This window comes from Pontibacter ramchanderi (assembly GCF_002846395.1).
Lineage (GTDB): Bacteria > Bacteroidota > Bacteroidia > Cytophagales > Hymenobacteraceae > Pontibacter > Pontibacter ramchanderi.
Genome location: NZ_PJMU01000005.1, coordinates 130,526 through 154,770 on the forward strand (window position 1 = coordinate 130,526; position 24,245 = coordinate 154,770).

The 24,245-nt window shown below is 52.0% G+C and carries 24 protein-coding genes; 8 read left to right on the forward strand and 16 right to left on the reverse strand.

Going from position 1 to position 24,245, the window contains the following annotated elements:
* Window positions 1–4: 4 nt before the first annotated feature.
* The gene (locus tag BD749_RS18570) at window positions 5–487 is read left to right on the forward strand and encodes a regulatory protein RecX (protein WP_101447305.1); all 483 of its coding nucleotides are present in this window, start codon (window positions 5–7) and stop codon (window positions 485–487) included.
* 514 nt (window positions 488–1,001) lie between these two features.
* Here BD749_RS18570 and BD749_RS18575 read toward each other — a convergent pair.
* From BD749_RS18575 to BD749_RS18605, 7 genes are all read right to left on the reverse strand, one after another.
* Window positions 1,002–1,637 (reverse strand): DUF4230 domain-containing protein, encoded by a 636-nt coding sequence (locus BD749_RS18575; RefSeq protein WP_101447306.1) that lies wholly within the window; start codon window positions 1,635–1,637, stop codon window positions 1,002–1,004.
* A gap of 62 nt (window positions 1,638–1,699) precedes the next feature.
* Window positions 1,700–2,599, reverse strand: coding sequence for a 1-aminocyclopropane-1-carboxylate deaminase/D-cysteine desulfhydrase (locus BD749_RS18580; RefSeq protein WP_101447307.1), 900 nt, complete (start codon window positions 2,597–2,599; stop codon window positions 1,700–1,702).
* Between the two features lie 45 nt (window positions 2,600–2,644).
* Window positions 2,645–5,089 (reverse strand): YfhO family protein, encoded by a 2,445-nt coding sequence (locus BD749_RS18585; protein WP_218972564.1) that lies wholly within the window; start codon window positions 5,087–5,089, stop codon window positions 2,645–2,647.
* Window positions 5,090–5,295: 206 nt separating this feature from the next.
* Window positions 5,296–5,568, reverse strand: a complete 273-nt coding sequence (locus BD749_RS18590) for a DUF4834 family protein (protein ID WP_101447308.1) — start codon at window positions 5,566–5,568, stop codon at window positions 5,296–5,298.
* 226 nt (window positions 5,569–5,794) lie between these two features.
* On the reverse strand, window positions 5,795–8,608 hold the full coding sequence (carB, locus tag BD749_RS18595) for a carbamoyl-phosphate synthase large subunit (RefSeq protein WP_101447309.1): 2,814 nt from the start codon (window positions 8,606–8,608) through the stop codon (window positions 5,795–5,797).
* A 134-nt stretch (window positions 8,609–8,742) separates the two neighbouring features.
* Entirely contained in the window at window positions 8,743–8,943 is a 201-nt protein-coding gene (locus BD749_RS18600; RefSeq protein ID WP_101447310.1) for a helix-turn-helix transcriptional regulator, read from the reverse strand.
* Window positions 8,933–9,406 (reverse strand): hypothetical protein, encoded by a 474-nt coding sequence (locus tag BD749_RS18605; protein ID WP_101447311.1) that lies wholly within the window; start codon window positions 9,404–9,406, stop codon window positions 8,933–8,935. The genes BD749_RS18600 and BD749_RS18605 overlap by 11 nt, the downstream gene beginning before the upstream one ends.
* A 299-nt stretch (window positions 9,407–9,705) precedes the next feature.
* On the opposite strand from BD749_RS18605, the gene BD749_RS18610 reads away from it, so the two are divergent.
* From BD749_RS18610 to BD749_RS18630, 5 genes are all read left to right on the forward strand, one after another.
* The gene (locus tag BD749_RS18610) at window positions 9,706–9,927 is read left to right on the forward strand and encodes a hypothetical protein (protein ID WP_101447312.1); all 222 of its coding nucleotides are present in this window, start codon (window positions 9,706–9,708) and stop codon (window positions 9,925–9,927) included.
* Window positions 9,928–10,192: 265 nt separating this feature from the next.
* On the forward strand, window positions 10,193–10,591 hold the full coding sequence (locus BD749_RS18615) for a hypothetical protein (protein WP_101447314.1): 399 nt from the start codon (window positions 10,193–10,195) through the stop codon (window positions 10,589–10,591).
* 171 nt (window positions 10,592–10,762) lie between these two features.
* The gene (locus BD749_RS18620) at window positions 10,763–12,127 is read left to right on the forward strand and encodes a 1-acyl-sn-glycerol-3-phosphate acyltransferase (protein ID WP_101447316.1); all 1,365 of its coding nucleotides are present in this window, start codon (window positions 10,763–10,765) and stop codon (window positions 12,125–12,127) included.
* Between the two features lie 174 nt (window positions 12,128–12,301).
* Window positions 12,302–12,730, forward strand: coding sequence for a hypothetical protein (locus BD749_RS18625; protein ID WP_180336462.1), 429 nt, complete (start codon window positions 12,302–12,304; stop codon window positions 12,728–12,730).
* An 88-nt stretch (window positions 12,731–12,818) separates the two neighbouring features.
* Window positions 12,819–14,330 carry an HTTM domain-containing protein gene (locus BD749_RS18630; RefSeq protein WP_101447318.1) on the forward strand — a complete coding sequence of 504 codons (1,512 nt, stop codon included), beginning with the start codon at window positions 12,819–12,821 and terminating at the stop codon, window positions 14,328–14,330.
* Window positions 14,331–14,381: 51 nt separating this feature from the next.
* Here BD749_RS18630 and BD749_RS18635 read toward each other — a convergent pair whose 3' ends face one another.
* The 4 genes from BD749_RS18635 to BD749_RS18650 all read right to left on the reverse strand — a co-directional run bounded on the left by BD749_RS18635 (window position 14,382) and on the right by BD749_RS18650 (window position 17,793).
* Complete coding sequence (locus BD749_RS18635) at window positions 14,382–14,828, reverse strand: hypothetical protein (protein WP_101447320.1); 447 nt, start codon at window positions 14,826–14,828, stop codon at window positions 14,382–14,384.
* Between the two features lie 131 nt (window positions 14,829–14,959).
* Entirely contained in the window at window positions 14,960–15,295 is a 336-nt protein-coding gene (locus BD749_RS18640; protein WP_143741285.1) for a hypothetical protein, read from the reverse strand.
* A gap of 377 nt (window positions 15,296–15,672) precedes the next feature.
* Window positions 15,673–16,935: a zinc dependent phospholipase C family protein gene (locus BD749_RS18645; protein WP_101447324.1), complete on the reverse strand. Its 1,263-nt coding sequence runs from the start codon at window positions 16,933–16,935 to the stop codon at window positions 15,673–15,675.
* Window positions 16,936–17,001: 66 nt separating this feature from the next.
* The gene (locus tag BD749_RS18650; protein WP_101447326.1) at window positions 17,002–17,793 is read right to left on the reverse strand and encodes a phosphatase PAP2 family protein; all 792 of its coding nucleotides are present in this window, start codon (window positions 17,791–17,793) and stop codon (window positions 17,002–17,004) included.
* 157 nt (window positions 17,794–17,950) lie between these two features.
* Between BD749_RS18650 and BD749_RS18655 the strand changes: the two genes are divergently transcribed.
* Window positions 17,951–18,493 carry a DUF4864 domain-containing protein gene (locus BD749_RS18655; protein WP_180336463.1) on the forward strand — a complete coding sequence of 181 codons (543 nt, stop codon included), beginning with the start codon at window positions 17,951–17,953 and terminating at the stop codon, window positions 18,491–18,493.
* 10 nt (window positions 18,494–18,503) lie between these two features.
* Here the strand turns inward: BD749_RS18655 and BD749_RS18660 are convergent, their stop codons facing one another.
* Together BD749_RS18660 and BD749_RS18665 are read right to left on the reverse strand one after the other, a co-directional pair.
* Window positions 18,504–18,983 (reverse strand): GNAT family N-acetyltransferase, encoded by a 480-nt coding sequence (locus tag BD749_RS18660; RefSeq protein ID WP_101447330.1) that lies wholly within the window; start codon window positions 18,981–18,983, stop codon window positions 18,504–18,506.
* 91 nt (window positions 18,984–19,074) lie between these two features.
* Complete coding sequence (locus tag BD749_RS18665; protein WP_101447332.1) at window positions 19,075–19,572, reverse strand: CHRD domain-containing protein; 498 nt, start codon at window positions 19,570–19,572, stop codon at window positions 19,075–19,077.
* A gap of 161 nt (window positions 19,573–19,733) precedes the next feature.
* Between BD749_RS18665 and BD749_RS18670 the strand changes: the two genes are divergently transcribed.
* Window positions 19,734–20,324, forward strand: a complete 591-nt coding sequence (locus BD749_RS18670) for a membrane-associated protein (RefSeq protein WP_101447384.1) — start codon at window positions 19,734–19,736, stop codon at window positions 20,322–20,324.
* A gap of 58 nt (window positions 20,325–20,382) precedes the next feature.
* Here the strand turns inward: BD749_RS18670 and BD749_RS18675 are convergent, their stop codons facing one another.
* The 3 genes from BD749_RS18675 to BD749_RS18685 all read right to left on the reverse strand — a co-directional run bounded on the left by BD749_RS18675 (window position 20,383) and on the right by BD749_RS18685 (window position 24,242).
* Window positions 20,383–21,480 carry an efflux RND transporter periplasmic adaptor subunit gene (locus tag BD749_RS18675; protein ID WP_101447334.1) on the reverse strand — a complete coding sequence of 366 codons (1,098 nt, stop codon included), beginning with the start codon at window positions 21,478–21,480 and terminating at the stop codon, window positions 20,383–20,385.
* Between the two features lie 42 nt (window positions 21,481–21,522).
* Window positions 21,523–22,773: an ABC transporter permease gene (locus BD749_RS18680; protein WP_101447336.1), complete on the reverse strand. Its 1,251-nt coding sequence runs from the start codon at window positions 22,771–22,773 to the stop codon at window positions 21,523–21,525.
* A gap of 224 nt (window positions 22,774–22,997) precedes the next feature.
* On the reverse strand, window positions 22,998–24,242 hold the full coding sequence (locus BD749_RS18685) for an ABC transporter permease (RefSeq protein WP_101447338.1): 1,245 nt from the start codon (window positions 24,240–24,242) through the stop codon (window positions 22,998–23,000).
* Window positions 24,243–24,245 lie beyond the last annotated feature (3 nt).

Below are 24,245 nucleotides of genomic sequence, written 5' to 3' on the forward strand. Positions count from 1 at the left end.
CGATTTGGAACAGAAGAAGAAACAGAAAACCTATACCCCTAAAGAAGCCCTCATCAAGGCGGCAGCCTACTGTGCTTACCAGGAGCGCACGCAGCAGGAGGTGCGCACCAAGCTTTATACTTACGGACTGGAGCCGGATGATGTGGAAGAGATCATTGTGCGGTTGGGTCAGGAAAAGATGCTGGACGAAGAGCGTTATGCGCAGGCCTATGTGCGCGGCAAGTATGGGCTTAAGAAATGGGGCCGGCGCAAGATCGTGCAGGGACTGAAGGCAAAAGGCATCTCCGACTACTGCATCAAGCAGGGCCTAAAAGAGATCGACTATGACGTATACGAGGAGAATCTACAGCAGCTCCTTGAGAAAAAGAACGCCACTGAAAAAGAAAAGAACCCCTTTGCACGCCGCCAGAAACTAACCTACTACCTGATGAGCAAAGGCTACGAAAGCGATCTGGTGCAGGAAGCGATTAAAAGTTTAGGAGTTTAGGAGTTTGCGAGTTAAAGAGTTATTGGGGCTGTAGCGACATTATACCCTGCCTTCACTCGCCTCTGGCGAGTGTGCGCTATCTGGCTGCCCCTGGCCCCCTATCTTTATACCTTTATTGTCATCTCGACAGAATGGAGAGATCTGGATCATTTCAAAGCTTGAACAACATTTCATATTTCTCCCTTTAGTCGAATGAGAAAGATCTGCTTTTGTTGACTGCATTCAGCTGTGTCCTGCCCGAATCGTGCACCAGAATCTCCTCTTGGAAGCAGGGCTGGTTCATTTTAAGGAATTCTCCCCTTGAGGGGAGCGCAGCTCAATAGGGGTGTCAACCATTGGCTTTTTTGCGCTGAACTGACACCCCTATTGAGCTGCGCTCGCAAGTTTCGAACTCCCGTTCTCACTTGTCCTCAAGGGGATAGTTTTTGGCAAAACTTAACAGCCTTGCTCTTGGGAGGGGCAGGTTAATAGTGTTCCTACAACCATTTTACCATCAACAATTTAGCAATTGATACTACCTACTCTTCGGCATTTCCGGGTTCTGAATCTGATACTTTGGCACCAGCACCACTTTGCGGCCGGTAATCTCCTCCAGAATCGGCTTCAGCACTTTCTCGGCGTTTACCTTCGTCTGGCGCAGTATACCTGATTCCAGGGCTGCATCCTTCACATTGGCCTCGGCGTAGCGGTAGCTTTCCTGCACCAGGTCGGCATCCTGAAAATAGGTATTTTCCTTCGACAGCACTTTTGATTTGCTATGATCTATCTTATAATAGCAAAGCTCGGGCTCCGGCATGCTGATCTGCACCAGCGAATCGCCTTGGAAGCGGATGTCCTGCTCGGTGAGTTTGGTAAAATCCAGACAGCCAACTGCCTCACCCGACACCACCAGCACTACCTTCGAGTTAGGCACCCAGCGCGACACATCCTTTTCGTACTCCACCACATCCTTAAAATTGAAGCGCACCAGTTCCATTTTGCCGAGTTCTTCTACCGTGGTTAGGATGGTATTGTGATTCACGATGACTTCGGGCTGTTTTTCGCCGGGGCCGAACGTGTCTTTTACCTGACGCCAGACAAACCAGCCAACCAGTAGCAGCAAAACAAAGGGGAGCAGACGGAATAAAAGTCGGATAAGGGGCGTGAGCATTTTATGTTTTTGTGATCGCTATTGTCTACACAGCAATTATGGTGCTAAAGTTCCTTCTATACCTATACCACAATCCCTAACCGCTCCTTAAAACCGGCATTGCCCTGCAGCCCACCAGTATGTACGGCCACAATGCGACTGCCTCTTGGGAAGTAGCCCTGCCGGATGAGATCAACCAGTCCGAAGAACATTTTGCCGGTATAGACAGGCTCTAGTGGCAGTTGGTGCTCCTTCTGAAAATCGCGCATAAAGTCCAGCAGTTCCGGCTTCACTTTAGCATAGCCGCCGAAGTGGTAGTCAGTGATCAATTGCCAGTTGTGGTAGCGCTGGCCGTTGTATCTGTCGATCAGCTGCTCGATCTCTTCCTTCAGGAATTCGCCGCCTTTCAGCGCCAGGAAGCCCAGTACCTGTTTCTCTCCCTCCAGACCGGCAATGATACCGGAAATGGTGCCACCTGTACCGCTCGCGCAGCAGATGTAGTCGTAATCGATGGGAATGTCTGTCACAATTTCGGTACAACCTTTTACAGCCAGTGCATTGGTACCACCCTCCGGTATGATGTAAGGATTTCCAAACTGCTCTGCCAGTTGCACCAGGTATACGGGGTCGGACTTGTGCCGGTAGGCCTCCCGGGAAATGTAGTGCAGCTTCATACCTGCCGAGGAGGCAAAGCTGAGCGTGGGGTTGAGCGGCAGGTGCTCCTCGCCCCGGATGATGCCGATGGTGCGGAAGCCGAACTCCTCCCCTGCCGCCGCTACCGCCGCGATGTGGTTGGAGTAGGCGCCGCCAAAAGTCAGCAGCGTGCTGTGTTGCAGCCGTTTTGCCTGCTGCAGGTTATACTTCAGTTTGCGCCACTTATTGCCTGATATGGTGGGGTGTAGCAGGTCCTCCCGCTTCACCCAAAGCGTTATACCTTGCTCCTCCCAAAGCGGGCTGTGCAGCTGTTGCAGCGGTGCTTCCATACGTTTTAAAAACAAAGGCCCCGATTCTAAAACCGGGGCCTTGACTTATACAATCACTTCTTTCTCTACTTCCTCCGGCTTGCGGCGCAATCCGTAGAAGATGGCTCCCCCTATGACTACCAGTAGCAAAATCGACGAGATCAATGAAACGGTATTACCAATCGCGTAAGATTTCGGCTCAAACTTGAACTCGATGGTATGCTTGCCAGCTGGTACTTCCATGGCGCGCAGAATGTAGTTCACCCGGATGTGGTCCACCGGCTTCCCATCGAGGTAAGCTTGCCAGCCATCGGCATAGTATACCTCCGAGAACACCGCCAGACCGGCCTGCGCCGCATTCACGGCATAGGTCAGGGCGTTCGGCTGATAGTCAGTCAACTCGATGGTTGAGCCTTCGGCATTGTAGCTGGTGGCAGAAGTCTTGAATTTCGACACGTCCACCACAGCGGTCGTGCTGGCGTCCAGTCCGTTCAGCGCCTCTATCTCCTCATCCGGATTGTTCACCGTTTTTACTTCGCTCACAAACCAGGCGTTGCCCAGGGCACCCGGCACACGCTGCACCGGCTGCTGCGGATCGCCAGTGATCACGTAGCGGGTATTGAGCATGCGCAGCACCTCCAGGTTGTTCTGCACAATATGGCGGTCGATCACGTCCTGGTAGCGACGCAGCTTGGCGCCATGGTAACCGCCCACCGACTTGTGGAAGTAGGACGTACGGGCATCGTTAAACGGATTTGGCAGGTATAACACGCGGTAGTGCGGATCTTTGTCCTGCAGGATCATCTGGTCGGCTTTGGTCGGCTGGAAGTAGTTTTCCACTACACGTTTTTCAAAATCACCATCGTTGAGGTAGCGCTTGTTCACGCTCCACAGGTCTACCAGTATCAGCAGGCCTATACCTGCCATGGCCACCGTGGATGATAGCTTACCTTTCAGGTAGAAATACAGCAGCCCCAATGCAAGCGCGATAAATGCGAAAGAGCGCAGGGCATCGGATCGCATCATGCTTTCGCGATCGGCCCGGATGGCATCGAGCGGAAAGTAAGACTGCTGCAACTGCGGATCCACGGCACCCACAAAACTGGCCGAGCCGGCAAACAGCCACACCAGCAAACAGACACCTGCAGTTATACCTCCGGAAATCAGCAGTTTCTTATCGAGGTCTTTGATCAGGTCGCGGTCGCGTATCACTTTGTACAGTGCCAGTATTCCTAGCAGTGGTATCGTGATCTGCGCGATGATCAAGGCTGATGAAACCGCCCTGAACTTGTTATAGCCCGGAAAATAGTCGAACATGAAGTAGTTGAAGGCCGCAAAGTTGTTGCCCCAGGCCAGCACAATAGAAAGGATTGTGGCGCCCAGCAGCCAGATGCGGGTAGGCTTGTGCACAATGAAAAGTCCCAGCACGAACAGGAAAACCACGATAGCACCCACGTATACTGGTCCGCTCGTCATTGGCTGCGGCCCCCAGTAGGTTGGCAAGCCTTGTTTTAGCGCCTGCTCTGCCTGCACCGGCGGCATACCGAGCCCCAGTAAGGCTTGGTAGCTCTGCGAGTCTTTGTCGAGTCGGGTGTTGTTGCTGCTTCCGCCATAGAAGTCAGGTATAAGCAGCGTGATGGTTTCGCCTACGCCGTAGCTCCAGCTAAAGGCATAGTCGCGGTCGAGGCCGCTGGAGGTTTTGTCGCCGCTGTTGGCCACGCTCAGCTCCGATTTGCCCCGTATGCTGTGCTGGCTATACTCGGCCACGGTATAGAGTCTGCCGAAGTTGACGCCCACTGCCAGAATGGCCGCTACACCCAGCACCAGTCCGCGCTTGATGAGGTCGGCTATTCTACCTTCTTTGATGGCATAGATCAACTCTACCACCATCCACACCAGCACCATTAATAACATGTAATAGGTCATCTGAAGGTGGTTGAAATGCAGGTTGAGCGTAAGGCCCAGCGCAAAAATGGCAGCTCCTATCCAGACGTTACGCCGCAGGGCGTAAAACATACCGGCCAGCACCAGCGGAATGTAGGCAATGGTGAGCGACTTGGTGTTGTGGCCCGCCTCCAGGATGATAAAGTTGTAGGAAGTGAAGGCAATGGCAATGGCGCCGATAACGGACAACCAGGTATTGAGCCGCAGTGTGACCAGCAAAAAGTAGGCACAGAGCAGCGTGATAAAGATATTGCCCGCCATGGCCGGCATATTGAAAGTCAGAATGCTGTGGATATAGCCCGAAAGGTCGCCGGAGTAGCGGGTGTTGATCAGGTACGACGGCATGCCGCTGAACATGGAGTTTGTCCAGAGGGTCTCTTCGCCGGTGGCCTCGCGGTAGTCTTGTATCTCTTTGGCACCGCCCTTAAACTGCAGGATGTCGTGCTGCGCCATCGCCTTGTCCTCAAACAGAACAGGGGAGAAGTAAACGGCAGTAAGGGCAAGGAAAATAAGGACCGCGATGAGATGCGGGAGCACATCGCGCTTAAAGTCAATAGAAGCTGTCATATCTTTCAGGAAACCTTAGAGCATGTTTAAAATTCATCTTTTGCGCTGCAAACTGCTCATAAATGAACCTGACTTTATGTTTTTCTCGCCGCATAGCGCTGCTATGCAACTCTAAAATCATTGCGCCAGAACCCGTTCTGACCATTTTTCGCTTGCAAAAACGAAATTTAAATATGCTCTTTGAATAGAGCTGAAAGATAGGGCTTTTATTTTATTTCTTCATAATCGACATACTGGCCGCCATTGAAATCCTTGCGGTCCGGCTGCTCCGGTATGTAGTCGATCTTAACGCCTCCCTGCTGACGACCGTTGCTGCTGGCGCGCGGCTCTGGCTGGGGTTGGTTCATGTTGGAGTAAAAGAAAGTACCGTTTCGCAAACTCTTCTTCACAAAAAAAGCCAGCAACCAGCGAAACAGAACTGGAGCCACTAAGCGGATAAAAAAGATAAAAAGTAGGGTTATAAATATGAATTTGATCATGATAGTCGGTTAAGGTATAGCCAGCACCAAGTGGCTGCCTATTAGTTAACAAAAACAGTACCTGTTCAGATACAATTCCCCTGCCAAAAAGTTTTTGCCTGCCATTTCGGCGGGGCTTATGCAAAGATACAAATTTTGTGTTTTGCCTGAAAATGCAACTCGTAGTCCTAAAACACAAAAAGCCCTCTCCTTTTCAGGAGAGGGCTTTCATAAATCATCTCAAGCACTACACACTCAGGTATAGGTTACGCTCCGAGTACACTTTCACAAAGTAATCATCCTTCAGGTCGTCGATGAAGTAGATGGCTTCACCCGTTGACTTCATTTCCGGGCCGAGCTCCTTGTTCACTTCCGGGAACTTGCTGTGCGAGAACACCGGCACTTTGATTGCATACCCTTCTTTGTGCGGGTTGAACTTGAAGTCTTTGATCTTCTTCTCGCCTAGCATGATCTTGGTCGCGTAGTTGATGTAGGGCTCGCGGTAAGCCTTGGCAATGAACGGGAAAGTACGCGAAGCACGCGGGTTGGCCTCGATGATGTACACCACCTCGTTTTTGATCGCAAACTGGATGTTGATCACGCCGATCGTGTTCATGGCCAGGGCAATCTTTTTGGTATGCTCCTCAATCTGGCGGATCACGTTTTCAGACAAGTCGAACGGAGGAAGCACCGCGTAGGAGTCACCGGAGTGGATGCCGGCCGGCTCGATGTGCTCCATAATACCGCAGATGTACACGTCCTCGCCGTCGCAGATCGCGTCAGCCTCTGCCTCAATGGCGTGGTCGAGGAAGTGGTCGAGCAGCACCTTGTTGCCAGGGTGGTCCTTCAGCAAGTCGATTACGTGCGCTTCAAGTTCTTTCTCGTTGATCACGATCTTCATGCTCTGGCCACCGAGTACGTAGCTTGGGCGTACCAGCAGTGGGAACTTGAGCTCCTTGCACAGCTCCAGCGCTTCTTCAGCCGACTCGATCACACCGAACGGAGGGTATGGAATGCCCAAGTCACGTAGCAGAGAAGAGAAGGAACCACGATCTTCAGCCAGGTCAAGTGCTTTGTAGCTTGTTCCGATTACTTTAATGCCGTAGCGGTCGAGTTTCTCGGCCAGCTTCAGGGCAGTTTGCCCACCCAACTGCACGATCACGCCCTCAGGCTTTTCGTGCAGGATGATATCGTAAATGTGCTCCCAGAACACCGGCTCGAAGTACAGCTTATCCGAAATGTCGAAGTCTGTCGAAACCGTTTCCGGGTTACAGTTGATCATGATGGTCTCGTAGCCGCACTCTTTGGCCGCCAGCACCCCATGCACGCAGCTGTAGTCGAACTCTATACCTTGTCCGATGCGGTTCGGGCCGGAACCCAGCACCACGATCTTCTTTTTGTCGCTCACCACGCTTTCGTTCTCACCGTCGAAGGTGCTATAGTAGTATGGCGTCTTGGCTTCGAACTCGGCGGCGCAGGTGTCCACCATTTTGTACACGCGCTGTATACCCAGTTCCATGCGCACGGCATGCACCTCGCTTTCGAGGCAACGCAGGATGTGCGCAATCTGGCGGTCGGCGTAGCCTTTCACTTTGGCTTCGCGGAGCAGTTCGCCCGGCAGGGTTGCCAAGGTATATTTCTCCATCTCTTTCTCCAGCATGTCGAGCTCCTCAATCTGGGCCAGGAACCATGGGTCGATCTTAGTCAGTTTCTGGATGGTGCTGGTCGGGATACCGATGCGCATGGCATCTTTGATGCAGAACAGACGGTTCCAGCTAGGGTTTTTCAGGTTATGAACCAGCTCGTTGTAGTCGGTCATTTCCTTACCGTCGGCACCCAGGCCGTTGCGCTTGATCTCGAGGCTCTGGCAGGCTTTCTGCAGCGCCTCCTGGAAGGTACGGCCAATGCCCATTACCTCGCCCACAGACTTCATCTGCAGACCCAGCGTGCGGTTGGCACCCTTAAATTTATCGAAGTTCCAGCGCGGTATCTTCACGATCACATAGTCCAGCGCCGGCTCAAAGTAAGCCGAAGTGGTCTTGGTGATGGCGTTTTTCAGCTCGTCGAGGTTGTAGCCGATGGCCAGTTTGGCTGCGATCTTGGCGATCGGGTAACCGGTGGCTTTGGAGGCCAGCGCCGAAGAGCGGGACACGCGCGGGTTGATTTCAATGGCAATGATGGTGTCGTCTTCCGGGTTCACGGAGAACTGCACGTTACAGCCGCCGGCAAACTGCCCGATGCCGTTCATCATTTTAATGGCCAGGTCACGCATGTGCTGGTAGGTGGTGTCCGGCAGGGTCATGGCTGGTGCCACGGTAATGGAGTCGCCCGTGTGCACACCCATCGGGTCGAAGTTCTCGATCGAGCAAATGATGATCACGTTGCCCAGGTTGTCGCGGAGCAGTTCGAGCTCGTACTCTTTCCAGCCCATGATGCTTTGCTCCACCAGCACTTCGTGCACCGGTGAGGCATGCAGGCCGCGGGTAAGGGCTGCGTCGAACTCCTCAGGGGTATTAACAAAACCGCCCCCCGTACCACCAAGGGTAAACGAAGGGCGAATAACGAGTGGAAAACCGATTTCCTGCGCTATCTCTTTTCCTTCCAGGAACGAGGTAGCTGTTTCTCCCTTACAAACATTTACCCCGAGTTCGAGCATCTTCAAACGGAACTTCTCGCGGTCTTCGGTGGTCTCGATGGCGTTGATGTCCACCCCAATGATGCGTACGCCATACTTCTCCCAGATGCCGGCCTTGTCGCACTCGATGGCCAGGTTCAGGGCAGTCTGTCCGCCCATGGTCGGCAGCACGGCGTCAATTTTATGCTTCTCCAGGATTTCAATGATGTACTTTTTCTCAAGCGGCTTGAGGTACACATTATCCGCTGTTACACTATCGGTCATGATAGTGGCGGGGTTTGAATTGATGAGCGTCACTTCGATGCCTTCTTCGCGAAGGGAACGAGACGCTTGCGAACCGGAATAATCAAACTCGCAGGCCTGGCCGATAACGATAGGGCCAGAACCAATAATCAGAACGGATTTAATACTGGTGTCTTTAGGCATTTGCTTTGGTAGGTATAAATTGCCCAAAGTTAGCGCAAAATGTTGGGGCTCACAAACGAAAAGTGCACGCATTGGCTTACTTTTTTTAACACAGCCTGAATAACGCGCCTTCTCATTCCCTTTTTAACTATCTGTCAATCACTCTCTTCCAACACAAAAAGCTCGTTTACGGTCAGGCCAAACAGGTTCGACATTTTAAGGGCGAGCAGCGTGGAGGGCAGGTATTTATTTTTCTCGATGGCGTTGATGGTCTGGCGGCTCACGCCCAGGGCCTCGGCCAGTTGCTCCTGGGTCATGTCTTTTCTGGCCCGCTCTACCTTAATGTTATTCCGCATCAGTCTCGAGTGCTTTCCGGATTTGGTGAAGTTTATACCTGAACGATGCGTAGGTATAAAAGAGCAGCAGCACCAGAGCACCCCACATACCACCTACATCGGGCATACCAACAGCTCTGCCCTCCAGCAGCCTGACTACGTTTGTGAACAGTGGAAGCATGAGCAACCCGACGATCAGGTAGAACACGCCCAGCATAAACGACTGGTAGCGCAGGTGCTGCACCATCTCGTCTTCTTCTCTTTCCTCCGAAAAATTGAGCAAAGCCAACCCTATAATGATAGGGTAATAGATTATCGGTTTAGACCATTCATCAAAAAAGGCGTCGCTTTTAGGTATAAGCCCTACAGTTATCAACGCAAATGTAATCAGTGTCATAAAGGGTATACCTATTATGAGCACCCATAGGCCGTGGCGCTTATACCTGTAAGGGAGCAACTTCATTTGTGGCATCACATCTTTCATAAGCTTTTTTATTTATGTACGATACTATTTACGAAAAGTAAAAAATATTTTACATTAAGCAAATTATTTTTTACTACAATTAGATTTATACCTGCTAATACAGCCTCTTGACGACACATTGATTCCGTAGGCGACCTGGTGATGGCAGCCTATACCTGAGCTCTACGCCTGTTGCTCCCGCAATAGACTATCCTTGCAAGTATCCTAAGGAAATGCAGGAACAGCATGCTTTACCATAGTCTACATAAAAACCTTGCGCCTGCTCTACGTACATAAGGTATAACCTAAATTGAAGAACCATGGAAACACCACGTGAAGACGATATCATTACAAACTCCGACGAAAGCGAGCGCCTGCCTGACGAAAACCCGGAACCGCTAGAGGGCGTGAAAAAAGAAGAGCGCGATATTTTAGACCCCGAACCGGAGGGTGTAGAAGAAGGGGGCAATGTAGCAGCCAAGAACGAGGAAGACACCCGTAAACTGGACGGCAGCAACGCCAACAACCTGAGAACAAAGTAAATTTTTTCTACATTGCAAAAGCCGCAGATAACAGCACCGGATGCTGCTGTCTGCGGCTTTTTCCTATAGCTACTGCCCTTTAAGTCTCCGCAAAAATACCTTTAAGTTAACAGCCTGCACAATAGCCGCATAAATCAGAAAAGGGAAGCAAAATATAGCATTACTACAATATTCTGATAGTTTTATTTTATTTCCCAAAAGATTGACTCTCCTATAATTTTTCAGTATCATTAGGCTGAGATTCACCGGTTTAACACCATAGGTTATGGTTTATTTCCAAACAGATTATCTGCTCTTAGAGTACCATGTCGCCAGCCACGTCTTGCTGAGTCAGTGGTATGGCAAGTGCAGCAGTCTGCAGTACAGGCAGGCGCTCATCAAACTGATCAGGCTGGCACGCGAGCTGGGGGTGCCCTACGCAATTACCGACAGCCGCCTGCTTGCCCCCCTCGACTCCGAGGACCTGACCTGGACCCGCGATGTTTATGTACAGGCATATAGGCAGCTCCCTCTCAAGCGCTCTGCCTCCCTCAACCCCTTCGACCCGGCCGCCTACCGCCAGTACCAGCAAATTTTCGTCAACAGCCCCTCCCCCCTCCCCTTCGAAACCCGGGAGTTCGATGACCTCACTTCTGCTTACGACTGGCTCATTTCTGAAGGGTGAATCGCTGAGTTCGCCTGAAGTACTGCCTCACTCCTGCTTGCTATACCTGCAAACTTTCCATTCGCTTCCTGCACTGCCCAGTGTGCGGCACTTGCGCGATATTGCTTATATTGTCAGGCTTAACACAGGCCAACCACCTGGCGAAGCTTTGCCTATACCTAAAAAGCGTACATGCTATATTTTATTTTAAAGCTCATTCTGCGGACAGGCCTTCGGGTGTTCTTTCGTCGCTTTGTGGTGCGCAACCGCCACCTGATGCCGGCGCGTGGCCCGCTGCTGGTTGTGGCCAACCATCCCAACACGTTCATGGACCCGATCGTGATCGCCTCGCTGCTTCCGCAACAGGTGTACTTCATTGCCAAGAGCACAGTGTTCAGCACACCAATGCACAGTTGGTTGCTCCACCGCATGAACCTGATCCCCATTCACCGCCAGGAAGACAAACCGGGTGTGCCGCTCGACAATGAAGCTACCTTTAAGGCCATTTACCAGGCACTGGCTACCCGAAAAACACTGCTTATATTCCCCGAAGGCACCAGCTTTAACGAAAGGCGCCTGCGCAAACTTAAAACAGGAACTGCCCGGATGGCGCTGGGTGCTGTGGCGCACTTGCCGGAGGTGGCTAACCTGCAGATACTGCCGGTGGGCCTTAACTACTCCGACCCAACCCGCTTTAGAAGTGATGTGTTCGTGAATGTGGGGAAACCCATCGCGGTCGCCTCATACCTGACCCAGTACCAGCAGGACGAAAAAGGCACTGTAACTGAACTCACTGACCACATGCGGCGGCAGTTGGAGAAGCTGATCGTGGTGACTCCCACTGACGACGAAGACGTGCTCGTACGGCAGATCGAACAGGTATACAAAGAGAAACTGGCGGCGCAAACTCCCATCGACGCGCCCCGCCACGTGCGCGACTTCCTGCTGACAAGGGCGATTATAAAAGGGCTGGCACATTATCTGGAAACGCAGCCAAAGCGGGTGGAGCAGTTTCGGAGCAAGATGCGCTCGTATAACCGGCAGCTTGAGGAGCTGGACCTGCAGCGCCTTCCCACCGTGGAGGAAAACAATGTGCTGCTACGGCAGACCCTCGCCCGCACCCTATTGCTGACACTCACCATGCCGCTGTACCTGTACGGGCTTTTCAATAATTACCTGGCGTATATCATACCCTCCAAAGTGGCCGATGCGCTTACCGAGGAGCAGGAGTTCCGGGCCCCGATCATGTTGTCGGTCGGCATTTTCTCGTTTCCTTTACTCTACGCATTGCAGGCGGCTGTTTTCTGGCATTTTTTGCCTGATCCGCTATACCTGCTGCTATACCTGGTTAGCTTGCCATTGTCTGGTTTTCTGGCGTTGCGCTATTGGGGCACACTGCTGCGCGTACGGGAACATTGGTTGTTGCTGCGCCTCTTCCTGAGTAAAAACACAGTGGCGGAGAGCCTGAAGCGGCAACGGCATGAGCTGATTGAGGAATTGGAGGGCGCCAGAAACGAATACCTGCGCCAGCAAGCCGACAGCCAAAGAATCGATTGAAGTGTGCTCCATTTAAATGCAGCTTTAATTACCGAACCGATCCGGAAGCACCACATTTGGCATAGAAGCAAGGTTTATCGTGTCTATTTCTACAAAAAAACTATCTAAATAGTACTAGTTCCGTAAACAGGATACTGAAATCTAATTTTTACAGTATTACAAACAACAAAGACTATGAAAAAGACATTTGTAAACATGCTCGCTCTCTCTTTTGTAGCGGCAACGGTCATGACTGGCTGCGCAGACACTACTACTACTGGCACTGACGCAACAGATACCGATATGGAAGGAACCACTACAACCGGTACCACCACTACAGGCACAACAACGGGCACTACGACCGGTACAACAACGGGCACGACTACTGGCACAACTACCGGTACTACAACGGGAACAACAACTGGTACCACCACGGGAACTACCACGGGAACTACCACGGGAACTACCACGGGAACTACCACAGGTACAACGACCGGCACAACAACGGGTACCACTACAGGAACAACTACAGGTACTACGACTGGAACAACCACGGGTACCACAACTGGTACTACCAGCGGCACTACGACTGGCACGACCACAATGGGCACATCTCCTAGATAGGAGTTTCCTGCAATACAGCTAAGCAAAAAGGCAAGCACCACCTCGGTCTTTGCCTTTTTGCTTTATAACCAAAACCCCTGATTACGCCATGCATCAACTGCAACAATACCTGCACCGTGTATTTACAGTTGACCTGCGAGCCCTTGCCGTTATGCGCATTTGGGTAGCCGGCATCATCCTAACCGACCTGGCGATACGGGCCACCGACCTCGAGGCACACTATTCTAATATGGGTGTGCTGCCGCTGCATGTGCTGCATCAGTTTGGCTGGCATCCTTACCATTTCTCTTTCCATACCTTAAGCGGACTCTGGCAGGTACAGGCAGTCCTGTTCCTGATAGCCGCAGTGGCGGCTGGTTGCCTGCTGGTGGGCTACAAAACACGAACGGCCACCATTGTCAGCTGGATCCTGCTGGTTTCGCTCCAAAACCGGAACACGTTTATTGCACAGGGCGGCGACGACCTGCTGCGTATGCTGCTCTTCTGGGGTATGTTCCTGCCCTGGGGAAAATGCTACAGCTATGACACAGCCAAGGCACCTAAACCTGATCTACTGCAGACCAGTTACTTCAGCGCGGCTACGGTCGCTTATGTTTTACAGATCTTCCTGGTGTACTTCTGCACCGCTTTGCTTAAAAACTCACCCGAGTGGCATACCGAAGGAACAGCTCTGTATTACGCCCTTAGCCTCGACCAGATTTTGATGCCGGTAGGCAAGCTCATATATCCTTATCCGGAGCTACTCCGGTTTCTGACGCTCACGACCTGGTACACCGAGCTGCTGCTCCCATTCCTGCTACTGATTCCGTTCTACAACCATGTTTGGCGGCTTGTTGTGGTCGGTGTTCTGTTTATGTTCCATATCGGCATCAGCCTGACCCTGTTCGTCGGCTTGTTCTACCTCATCAACATTGCCTCCATCTCGGGCCTTCTGCCGAAGCAGGCCATGGACTGGGCAGAGAAAAAACTTCTCGCATCGTTCAGGCGGCCGCTTACGGGACAGTTTCAGCGCCTGCTCAAAGACTTTAAAAGCCCTGCTCAGTTACGACTTGAGTTTAGCATGCAAAAACCACCGCTCAACAAGCGCCAACTGCGATACGCCCGGGAAGGCTTCGTGACGTTTGTGCTGCTCTACTGCATTTGGTGGAATTTATCAGGAGCTACTGCGCAGGTGCCTGCCATGCCCGACTCTACTACATGGTTCGGGAACCTGCTCCGCGTAGACCAGCGCTGGGGCATGTTCGCGCCGGCCGTTTTTAAAGACGACGGCTGGTATGTGTTGGAAGGCCGCGCGGCCAATGGCCAGCTCATCGACCTGAACCGGCAAGGGAAGGAAGCCGACTATGCCAAGCCAGCCTCGGTGGTGAGCATGTTCAAGAATGACCGCTGGCGGAAATATTCTGAGAACTATCTGTTTGTGCAATATGAGTTCCTGAGGCCTTACTACTGCAATTACCTGGTGCGGCGCTGGAACGAGGCGCACCCCAGCAACCCCGTGAAGGAACTGCAGGTGGTGTATATGAAAGAGTATACCTTACCCGATTACCAACTCGTCACCCCTCAAAGAGAAGTGCTCTGCATTTGCGCCAATCTACCCTAAGCAGAACAGCCCCAAAAACAGAGCACTACATTAATTGCCTGTTAGGGCAGATCAGCACTTTTTACCGTCGCAGGTGAGCGCACTAGCTACTGCAGCAGCTACCAGGCCGCCCAGCAGGTATAGCCCTACCGTCATGGCGCGGGTGGTGTTGGTGCGGTTGCTTGGGTCGGTTCCTAGCCCCATGGGCCCCGGCAGCAATACGGCCCCAGCCCCGGCTCCGGCTCCCAGCAGTCCGCCGCGCAACCAGGCCTCTTTACCACTGCCCACAAAGCTGTAGTAGATAGAGTTAGACACGATGTCACCTAACATGGCCCAGGCCCGCAGCTCGCTGCTTTCGGGTGGCTGTGCTCCTGCCTTCTTCATCGTTTTTGAAATAGCCCGCATTCCCAGCACATCCATGCGGGGCGCCTCCGGTACTAGTCTGCGCAGGGTTTCGTGTGCGATCGTAAGGGAAACGGCCCCTGCCAGCCCGCTTACCAATGCTTTGCTTACTTCCATAGTTTCTTCTTAGTTTTTGAGGGTCAGTTTTGTAGCTATACGCAGGGTTTGCCTGTTTGCTATACCTACGAGAAACAAAAAGCCGGGCTGATCACCCGGCTTTTTGCCATGTAGCTTCATAATGGGAACAACTATTTGTTTCTTCCCAGATTCTTATTCAGGTTTCTGTTCAGTTTGTTCTGGGAACTGGCGCCTTTAGAACCAATATTACCCGATTTGTTTTTGTTCATGGAGTTCATGGCAACCCAGCCTGCGCCCAGCGCCAATAATGAACCGCCCACCACTTTCTGTGTGGTGCTCAGGCCATTCACTTTGTTCATGGTGGTGTTACCAAACTCCTGAAGCTTGCCAGTCAGGTTGTTCAGGTTCTCTTTCTTGAATGTATCCATCCAGTTCGACTTGCCTGAGGCAGAAGACTGGCTGCTTGTGGATGCATTTCTGGAAGAGGACTGGTTCCCGCTGCTCATGCTTGATGAAGAAGACTGACTGGAACTCATATTCGGTGTATTGGATTGCGAGCTGCTCTGAGCTGTCGGATTCTGATTCGATTGCGAATTTTTATTCGTTCTGTTTTCCATAGTAGGTAAGTTTATTTTAATTAAACACATGCACAACCTGGCACACGTCTTAAATTGGACTTTATACACAGGGTGTCAGACTTATATGTATCGGTTTTTTTAGCGTAGGGTTTCATTCTGCTCACACATTCATCAGTGTGCACAAGTCCGGCCCGCTATAATTATATGCAGGGTGCTACATTTGCTACCTATTAAATCAACGCGCTTCAGAGCTCCGGAATTGGACTTCTATTTGCGTGAATTCAATAAAAAACGATGCTGTTCTCTCATTGCAATTGATGAGCCTGCAATTTCTCTAAAGCTTCTTTTAACTCAGAGCGCTCATCCGGCTCTACTTCCTGCATCGCTTTGCGGGGTTGGTAAAAGCGGAGGATGTCCTGGCGCAGCGCCTGGCTCGTGTGTTTGAAATCGGACTTAGCTAGTTTTTGCGTCAGCTCAGCGTAGGTTTCATCGGTAAGCTTATAGTCGCCGGGTTTTGTGGGCGATCCGGTATCGAGTTGTTTGTCTTCGAGTTGCAGCCTGCCTTGCTGCCCGAGCTGCTTAATGAGTATTGTGTAATTCTCGACGGTGGTGTTAAAGCTGTGGTAGAAAAGCTTCTCGGCTTCTGGCGTTGGGGGCTTGAAGGCCAGGGTCCGGAAAGGGCCTAACTTAGGGAGCACTTTGATAACCCATGCCGAAAAACGGGCCAGAAGGTTGGGTCGTTCGTAGTCCGTCCCCCAGGTATGGTTAAATTCAGCGCGCTTCATGTGATACTGAAACTGGCGGCGGGTCATACCGGGGCTGGCTTCCTGTATGTCGCTTTTCTTGGCCTGCCAGGCCGCCTTGGTAAGGTCAGGTATAAAGCCACGGATGGTATAGCGGTAGGTTCCGATTGCCAGCGGCACGTTTAAAAACACATCGTTCAGCTCAAGCCCATAGGTTTCCAGAAAAGCACGCTCGAGCAACTCTTTCGATACACTAAACCCAATAAAGGCCTGGTACTTCTCAGGTGCGTAGTTACCGCGTGCCACCTGCAGCACATCAAACCCAAACTCGGTCTTAATATGCGACACGGGGTCTTCGGCATAAGTCACTTCCTGCCCATGCTCAGCCCTGACCTTGGGGTACACCAGTGCTACGGCCTTGTTGGTGCCGAGCGGGTGCCCGTGTATATCAGCGTTGTAGTGCGACAGGGCGCCCAGCGCAAAGCCGTACTCCTCTATGGTAGCGGACGACTTGAGCAGGTTTTCGACAAAAGCGCCGCTCCGCACATAATGGGTCAGGTCTGTGAAGAACGTATTGCCGAAAGGGAAGTAGCCCATATCCTGCACAATAGATCCGCCATAGGCGTGCGCATGTGCTTTTAGCAGCTCTTCTTCTGTAGCTCCGGGGAAACGCTTGCGCAGCAGGGGCTCAATAGAGTCCTTCCAGGCAGCATCGATAATTGCCTGGTGCGTGAGCACACCATAGGCTCGGGCGCTGGTGGCCGTCAGTAACAGATATAGCAACAGGGCCAGGGCGCCTGGTTTTGCAAGGGTGCGGTAGTTCATAAGAGTAGGTATGCGTGGGGTGTTATACGCATGAACTGCTACAAGAGATAATGCCTGACCTATATTCTAAAGCGATGGATGCGGCTTTTTCCGGGCTCTGACGTAGCCCATTACCTCCACAATACTGATTCCTAAAAGCACCCACATGGCGCCCAGCAGAAAACCCGCCAGCACATCCGACAGAAAGTGCACGCCCAGGTATATTCTGCTGAAACCCACGAGCAAGATCAGCATACCTGCCGCAGCCACCACGGCGTTGCGCAAGCGTTTCCGGTACAGGTGGCGGTATCCGAAATAGGCCAGTATACCCCAGAGTGCCATGCTCGTGGTGGCATGTCCGCTTGGGAATGAGAAATTACGCTCCGGATAAAAAGCGACTTCTGTGGGCCGATCGCGGCTGATCACTTTTTTACCGTACTGCACCGACAACCCCACTCCTGCCATGGTGAGCCAGAAAGCCAGCACTGCTGTATAACGCCGGTTGTACAGGAACACGATCGTGGCCAGTCCCCCGACGGCAAAGGTGGCCTCGCGGGTACCCAGCTGGGTAAGAGCGTAAAAGGTTTGGCTCAACCACTCGCTGCGCATGCTGAAAAGAAACTGGGTAAAGGCTTTGTCCACATGCACTACGCCTTCCGACTCGATCACGTCTTCGGTAAGCTGTGAGAGCAGGGCCGCGTTGATTCCGATGACCAGCACCAAAATGGTGAGCGGCAACCCAATAAACGTAGTGGTGTCGAAGCGGCGGAGCAGAAAACGGAAAAGCACCGGGAAGCGCCGGTACAAGCGCTGCGCCAGCGGTTGCCTCGCCAACCAACTGCGCATGGAATGAAAGAGATGTGTCAGAAAGTGCTTCATACAGGAAAAATCCAACTCTTATACGCAATTCTCTCAAATTGATATAAGCACATTGGCGTTAACCCGCAAAAAAGAGCAGCTTACATAGCTAAAGGATTTATTAACAACTTATTGCCGCTATATAAAGTACATATTGAACATGAGAGGGTTTGAAAATATGTACGACAAACTCCTGCTCGGAGTAGGGGTCATATTGCTGGTGTTGCTGTGGGTGCAGTTTCCGGCTATGCCCGAGATGAACGCGGACGACCATGTTCGCTATACCTCGGACGAAGCCAGGACGGTTATGAACTCAAAAGCCCGCTTTCTAAAGCCCTCCAAAACACTTTCACCCCGCCAGGTCATCAAAATACAGCTTCACGCCTTGCAACGAAACGACATGACCGACAGTGGCATCATCACGGTTTTTAACTTCTCATCGCCAACCAGCCGGGTAAGTCTGGGACCCCTCAACCACTTCCGGATGATGGTACGCGACCCGGCCTATAGCCCCATGCTTAACTTCGTTTCATACAAAACCGGCAAAATAGTGATCACCGACGACACGGCCTACCAGCTTGTGGTGATAAAGGGAGCGGGTGGAGAGCAGGTACCATACTTATTTATACTGGCCAAGCAGCGCAAGGGCATGTACAAAGGCTGCTGGATGACTGTGGGTGTGGCCCGGCAGGACATAAACCGCCAGACCAACCTGATCTAGCAGCTATACCTCACAAAGGCAATTCCATTTTGATATCGGCGCGTTCGTAGATGCTCGGAGGCATCGGCACTTCCGCAAAACCCAGGCGGCGGTAAAGGTTCAGGGCAGTCTCCAGCCTTCGGTTTGATACAAGGTATACCATACGTGCACCGGCTTTACGAGCTTTGCGTATAGCCGCCTCCCCTAACAGTTTACCGATCTTCAGGCCTTGCGCCTTGGGGGTTACGGCCATCTTGGCTAGCTCGTATACGCCATCGCCGTCGTTGATCAGGGCGCAAGTACCCACGATCTCCCCCTGGTAGCTGGCCATCAGAATGTGACCGCCTTTGTCGATGATGTAGCTTTGCGGATTGCCCAGCGATTTGTGGTCCGCTTCTTCCATTACAAAATAGCGGGTGATCCACTCTTCGTTCAGTGTCCGGAAAGCACCTGCGTGCTGTGGTTCAAAGTCAAGTATCTGTACGGTAGCTTCAGTGGTAGCCAAGTGCATAGGGTATTCTGGTTTGCTACAAAGGTACGCCTATACCTGTCTCATTGTCAAACACACGCTCTCAAAAGGCAGCAGTCTGGTCTGGGTATGCTTAGTTCTCACCACGCAACAGTTGACCCCGCAGCTCGCCGTTTGGGTAAGTGCTGCTGTGAATGTTCAGGTACCACTTGCCGTCAAGCAACTGTTCTTCTTCGGACTGGGTTAGCGCCCGCGTTGTGCCTGTAACAGAACCGGTATGGCTTGTAGGGTGGTTTTCGATCGGTATCACCACTGGTGCGCTCTCCGTGGCCAAGGCCGGTCCATGCAAATGAATCCCAACAGTGTTATCAGTTGTGCTACCGAGCGTCCAGCTAAAATTATACGTCAGCATCCGGGTGCTCCGGTCGTAGGTAGCCGTCATCGAGCCCGACCCGCTTGTAGTAACAGCGGGCACCTCATTTTCTCCGGAGAGCGCTACATTGGTAAACTCGATCTCACTGCCAAGTAAATCCTCATCCTTTTCATCGTCGTCGCAGGCAAAGGCAACACCACTTAACAAAAGGGTAGCATAAAGCACTGCCCTTCTGACAATTGCATTTCTACATTTCATAATCCAACAATTAAAATTCTATCAATCAACTCCTTATATTGTTTTACTCTCTTCACCGCCAATTGTTAGCGAACCAGCACAATTCAACAGTCTGATCTTTTGTGTCTATCTTTTTGCAAGTAAGTAGAGTATAAAATGTTCGATTAAGTTGTGCTATGTTCATGTCCGGAACCATACCAGTTTGGTTGCCCATTGCCTATACCCTGTTTTTGCTGGTATTGGTGCCTGTGTATTGGAAGCAGTACGGTCCGGGTAATTTCCTGTGGTTCTCGGATGTGGCGCTGTTCTCGGTGGGCATCGTGCTCTGGACCGAAAACCACCTTTTGCTGAGCATGATGGCCGTGGGGGTGCTGGGACTGGAACTCGTCTGGAACGTGGACTACTTCGGCCGCCTGCTAACAGGCAGGGAACTGTTGGGTTTGAGCGACTACATGTTTCATCCGGATAAGAGCCTGTTTCTGCGCGGGCTTTCGCTGTTCCATGTATTCCTACCCGCCATCGTGATTTGGTTACTGACCGAATGGGGATATGATACCCGCGCCATCTGGTACCAGACGGCACTGGCGTGGATCGTGCTGCCGCTTACTTATTTCTTCACCGACCCGAAAGAGAATGTGAACTGGGTATATGGGTTTGGCAGTGAGCCCCAGAAGACTATACCTAAGCAAGTGTACTTTGGCCTGGCCATGCTGTTTTTCCCGATCTGCATTTACCTGCCTTCGCATTTTGTGCTAAAGTGGCTGTTCAATTGAAGTATACCAAAAAAAAAAGCGGGCATTGCCCGCTTCCTTCTCTCACCTTAAACAAACACTAAATATTCTGCGCGGCATTCGCATCCGGCACTTTCACTTTCTCCGAAGTTTTCAGCCCAGACACCACCTCAATGTTGATGCCGTCTGACAGGCCGGTTTTAACTTCGCGTTTCTCAAACACCTGCGGAGCGGTTTCCACTTCCACATACGACTTATCTTTCTCGAACTTGAGCAGGCTTTCTTTCACGGCCATTACCTTCTCGCGCTTGTCAAGCACGATGTCGGCGTTGGCGCTATATCCTGCCCGGATAAAGTCTTTCTCGTCGAGCAGCACCTTGGCACGGATCGGGAACTTGATAGAGCCCTCTTCGAGCACACCTTTCGGGGCGATGTACTCGAGCTCGGCGTTGAACACACGGCCTTCGATGGCGCCGATGGTCAGCAACAGGTCCATGCCTTCTTTCAGTTTGCCCACCTCTGACTCGTCGATCTTGCCCTCAAATATCAGGCTGCGCATGTCGGCCACCGAGGCGATGGTCGTGCCCTCGTTGAAGTTGTTGCGCTCGATGATGGAAGTACCCACTTTCACCGGCACATCCAGCAGCATGCCGTCGATGGTGGAGTAAACCAGGTTGGAAGCCTGACCGCTGCGCTTGGAAGCACCTTCGCGCACCAGTTGCAGGTTGTTTTCCGCCGACTGCAGGGCTTCGCGCTTCAGGTCGTAGTCGGACTTATACCTGCGAAACTCCTGCTCTGCAATAGCTTTTTGTTCATAAAGCTCCTGATAACGTGCCAGCTCGCGCTTGGCTTCATCAAAATTGATGCGGGCAGTTTCCAGGGTGTTCTGCGCATTGTTCACGTTCACAATGTTGGGTACGATCTTGATCTTGGCCAGCAACTGCCCCTGCTTCACGATCTGCCCGGCCTCCACGTACAGCTCCTCCACAATGCCCGACACCTGCGACTTCACCTCTACCTCTTTGCGCGGCACAATAGAGCCCGTGGCTACCGTCTTTTTCACGATATCGGCCTCAAAGGGCTCCTCCGTTTTGTACACGATCGGGTCGGTGTTGGCCTTGTTGTAGAAGTAGCGCCCCAGCCAAACAGACAAGGCCAGCATGACAATTACAAACAGTCCGATAAAAACCTTTTTCATAGGGATATGCTCAATTATGTTCTTGTTGATTCAATGCTAAAATTACTCTTCCTGCAGGGCCACCACAGGGTTCACGCGGGCCGCCTTGGTGGCAGGTATAAGCCCGGCCAGAGCGCCCGCCACTACCAGCACGATGGTGGCGGCAATGGCAACCCCCGGGTTCACCTCCGGCGGACCGAAAAAGCCTGCCTGCACGTTATTATCCACCATAAAGCCTTCGATGGTCGCGATAAGCCCGGTGCCGGCCAGCAAACCAATGTAACCTGCAAAACCCGTGATCACGATTGACTCCTGTATGATCAGGCTTACGATGGAGAAGGGCGTTGCACCAAGTGCTTTGCGTATACCTATTTCTTTTGTCCGCTCCTTCACCACAATCAGCATAATGTTGCCCACCCCGATGATGCCGGCGATGATGGTGCCGATACTCACCAGCCAGCTGAAGCCCGCTATACCTGCGAACAGCCCCTGCACATCCTGAAACTCCTTCTCCACGTTGGCCGAGCCGAAAGCCTTCAGATCAGTAGGGGCTACTTTGTGTCGCTTCATCAATAGGGCTTTCACTTTCTCCTCCACCACCGCGGCCGGTACGCCTGGCTTGGGCGTCATGGCGAAGAAGTTCACCTGATTGGGTTGGTTGAAGGCTTGTTGCAACGTCGTGTTCGGTATAAAGATGGTCTGGGCATCCTGCACTACGTCTTCGTCTTTACCAAGCGGCTTGAACGTGCCCACCACCTGAAAATAAATGCCTTTGATGCTGATGTACTTGCCAATCGGGTCTACTCCTTCGCCAAACAGCAACTCCAGGGTGCGCGGCCCCACCACCGCCACTTTGCGGCGCTCCCCAATGTCCTTCTGGTTGATAAAGCGACCACTGACAATGTTTGTGGGCTTTACCTGCAGCACCTCCGGTGTCTCACCATTCACAGTAAAAGATGAACTTTTGGTGCCGTATACCACCGAAAAACTACCGCGCAGCTGGTTGCTCGGCGCAATTACACCTACCTCCGGCACAAACGTCCGGATGGCCTCAATGTCGTCGTTGGTCATCTGGATGAAGCGACCCGCTTTCAAGCCCATGTAAGGCACACTGGTGCGCTGCGTCCACACAAACACCGCATTCTTGGCCACGTTAAACTCTGCCGTTATACCTTTCTCCAAACCACGCCCAGCCCCCAGCAACAGCACCAACATGAAAATGCCCCAGAAGACCCCAAAAGCCGTCAGCGCCGTACGCAGCTTATGCTTCTTTACGGTGTTATAAATCTCGGTCCATTTATCGATGTCGATCATAGTTGGATTTGCGATTGAGTGAGTTAGTGAATGAGTGAGTTTAATTTAGTGGTCGAGTGGTTGAGTGGTTAAGTGATTTTTTATTTTGATTGATAATTAAGTAAATCTCCAGTTAGAGATTTGTATGAATAACCAAGTGGTTGATATTTAAATTGAATGAAGAACTTATGAATAATTCGCACCTCTATTCATTCACTCAACCACTCAATCACTCATTCACAATTCTAACTAGCCCTCAGCGCCTCTATTGGTTTGATCCTTGCCGCCTTCAGAGCGGGCATCAAACCGGCCAGTGCACCCGAAACGACCAGTACCACAGTTGATGCCAGTGCCACGCCGGGGTCTACTTCGGGATTGGCGAAGAAGGGGGCTTCCGCTCCTGATGATTCCATCAAGTATTCCAGACCTGCGAGCACACCTGTGCCTGCCAGCAAGCCTAGGTAGCCCGAAAAGGCCGTGATTACCACCGACTCCTGCAGGATCAAACTCACGATGGAGAAGGGCGTTGCACCCAAGGCTTTGCGCACACCGATCTCGCGGGTACGCTCCTTCACGATGATCAGCATGATATTGCTCACGCCCACAATGCCGGCGATCAGAGTGCCGATCCCTACTATCCACACAAATATCCTGATGCCGTTGAAGAGGCCCATCACTTTTAAAAATTCAGCTTCTGTATTCTCCACCCCGATGGCCATTTTGTCTTCCGTCGAGAACTTGTGGCGCTCGGCCAGCAAATTGCGCAAACGGCCTTCCATGTCCTTGGCGCTCACGCCGGGCTCGGCAACCAGTGCCATCATCTGCACCTGATTGGGTTGGTTAAAAGCGGCCTGCAGCGTTGAGAAAGGGATGTAGGCCCGCTCTTCGCGGCGGCTACTGTTATTGCCGCGCATCTTAAAAGTACCCACCACCTTGAAGTGTATCCCTTTGATGTTGACATACTCACCTACCGGATCAGCCTCCCCGAACAGCACCTTGCTCACCTGATCACCGATCACGACTACCTTGCGCTTTTCGCGCTCGTCAATTTCGTTGAGCAAGCGGCCCTTGAACGGTATCTCGCCGTTGATTTTCAGGAAGCCCGGCTCTGCGCCAAACACCTGATATGAGCCGTTTTGGGTTTTATAGTTGATGGTATACTCGCCAAATACCCGGTTACGAGGCGAAAGTATCTGCACGTTATCCACGTCGCGGTGCACCGAGGCTATATCCTGATTGGTCAGTTTTATCTCGCGCCCCGGCGACATGCCTTTGTGGGCTAGCGCCGTTTTGCCGGTCCAGACGTAGATACTGTTCTTGGCTCCGGCCCCGAAGCGGTTGTACACGCCGTTCTCCAGCCCTTTGCCCGCGCCCAGCAACAGCACCAGCATAAAGATGCCCCAAAACACGCCAAAGGCGGTTAGGAACGTACGCAGCTTGTTCTTCTGCATCGTCCCGAGTATCTCCTGCCATTTGTCTAGGTCGAACATTTG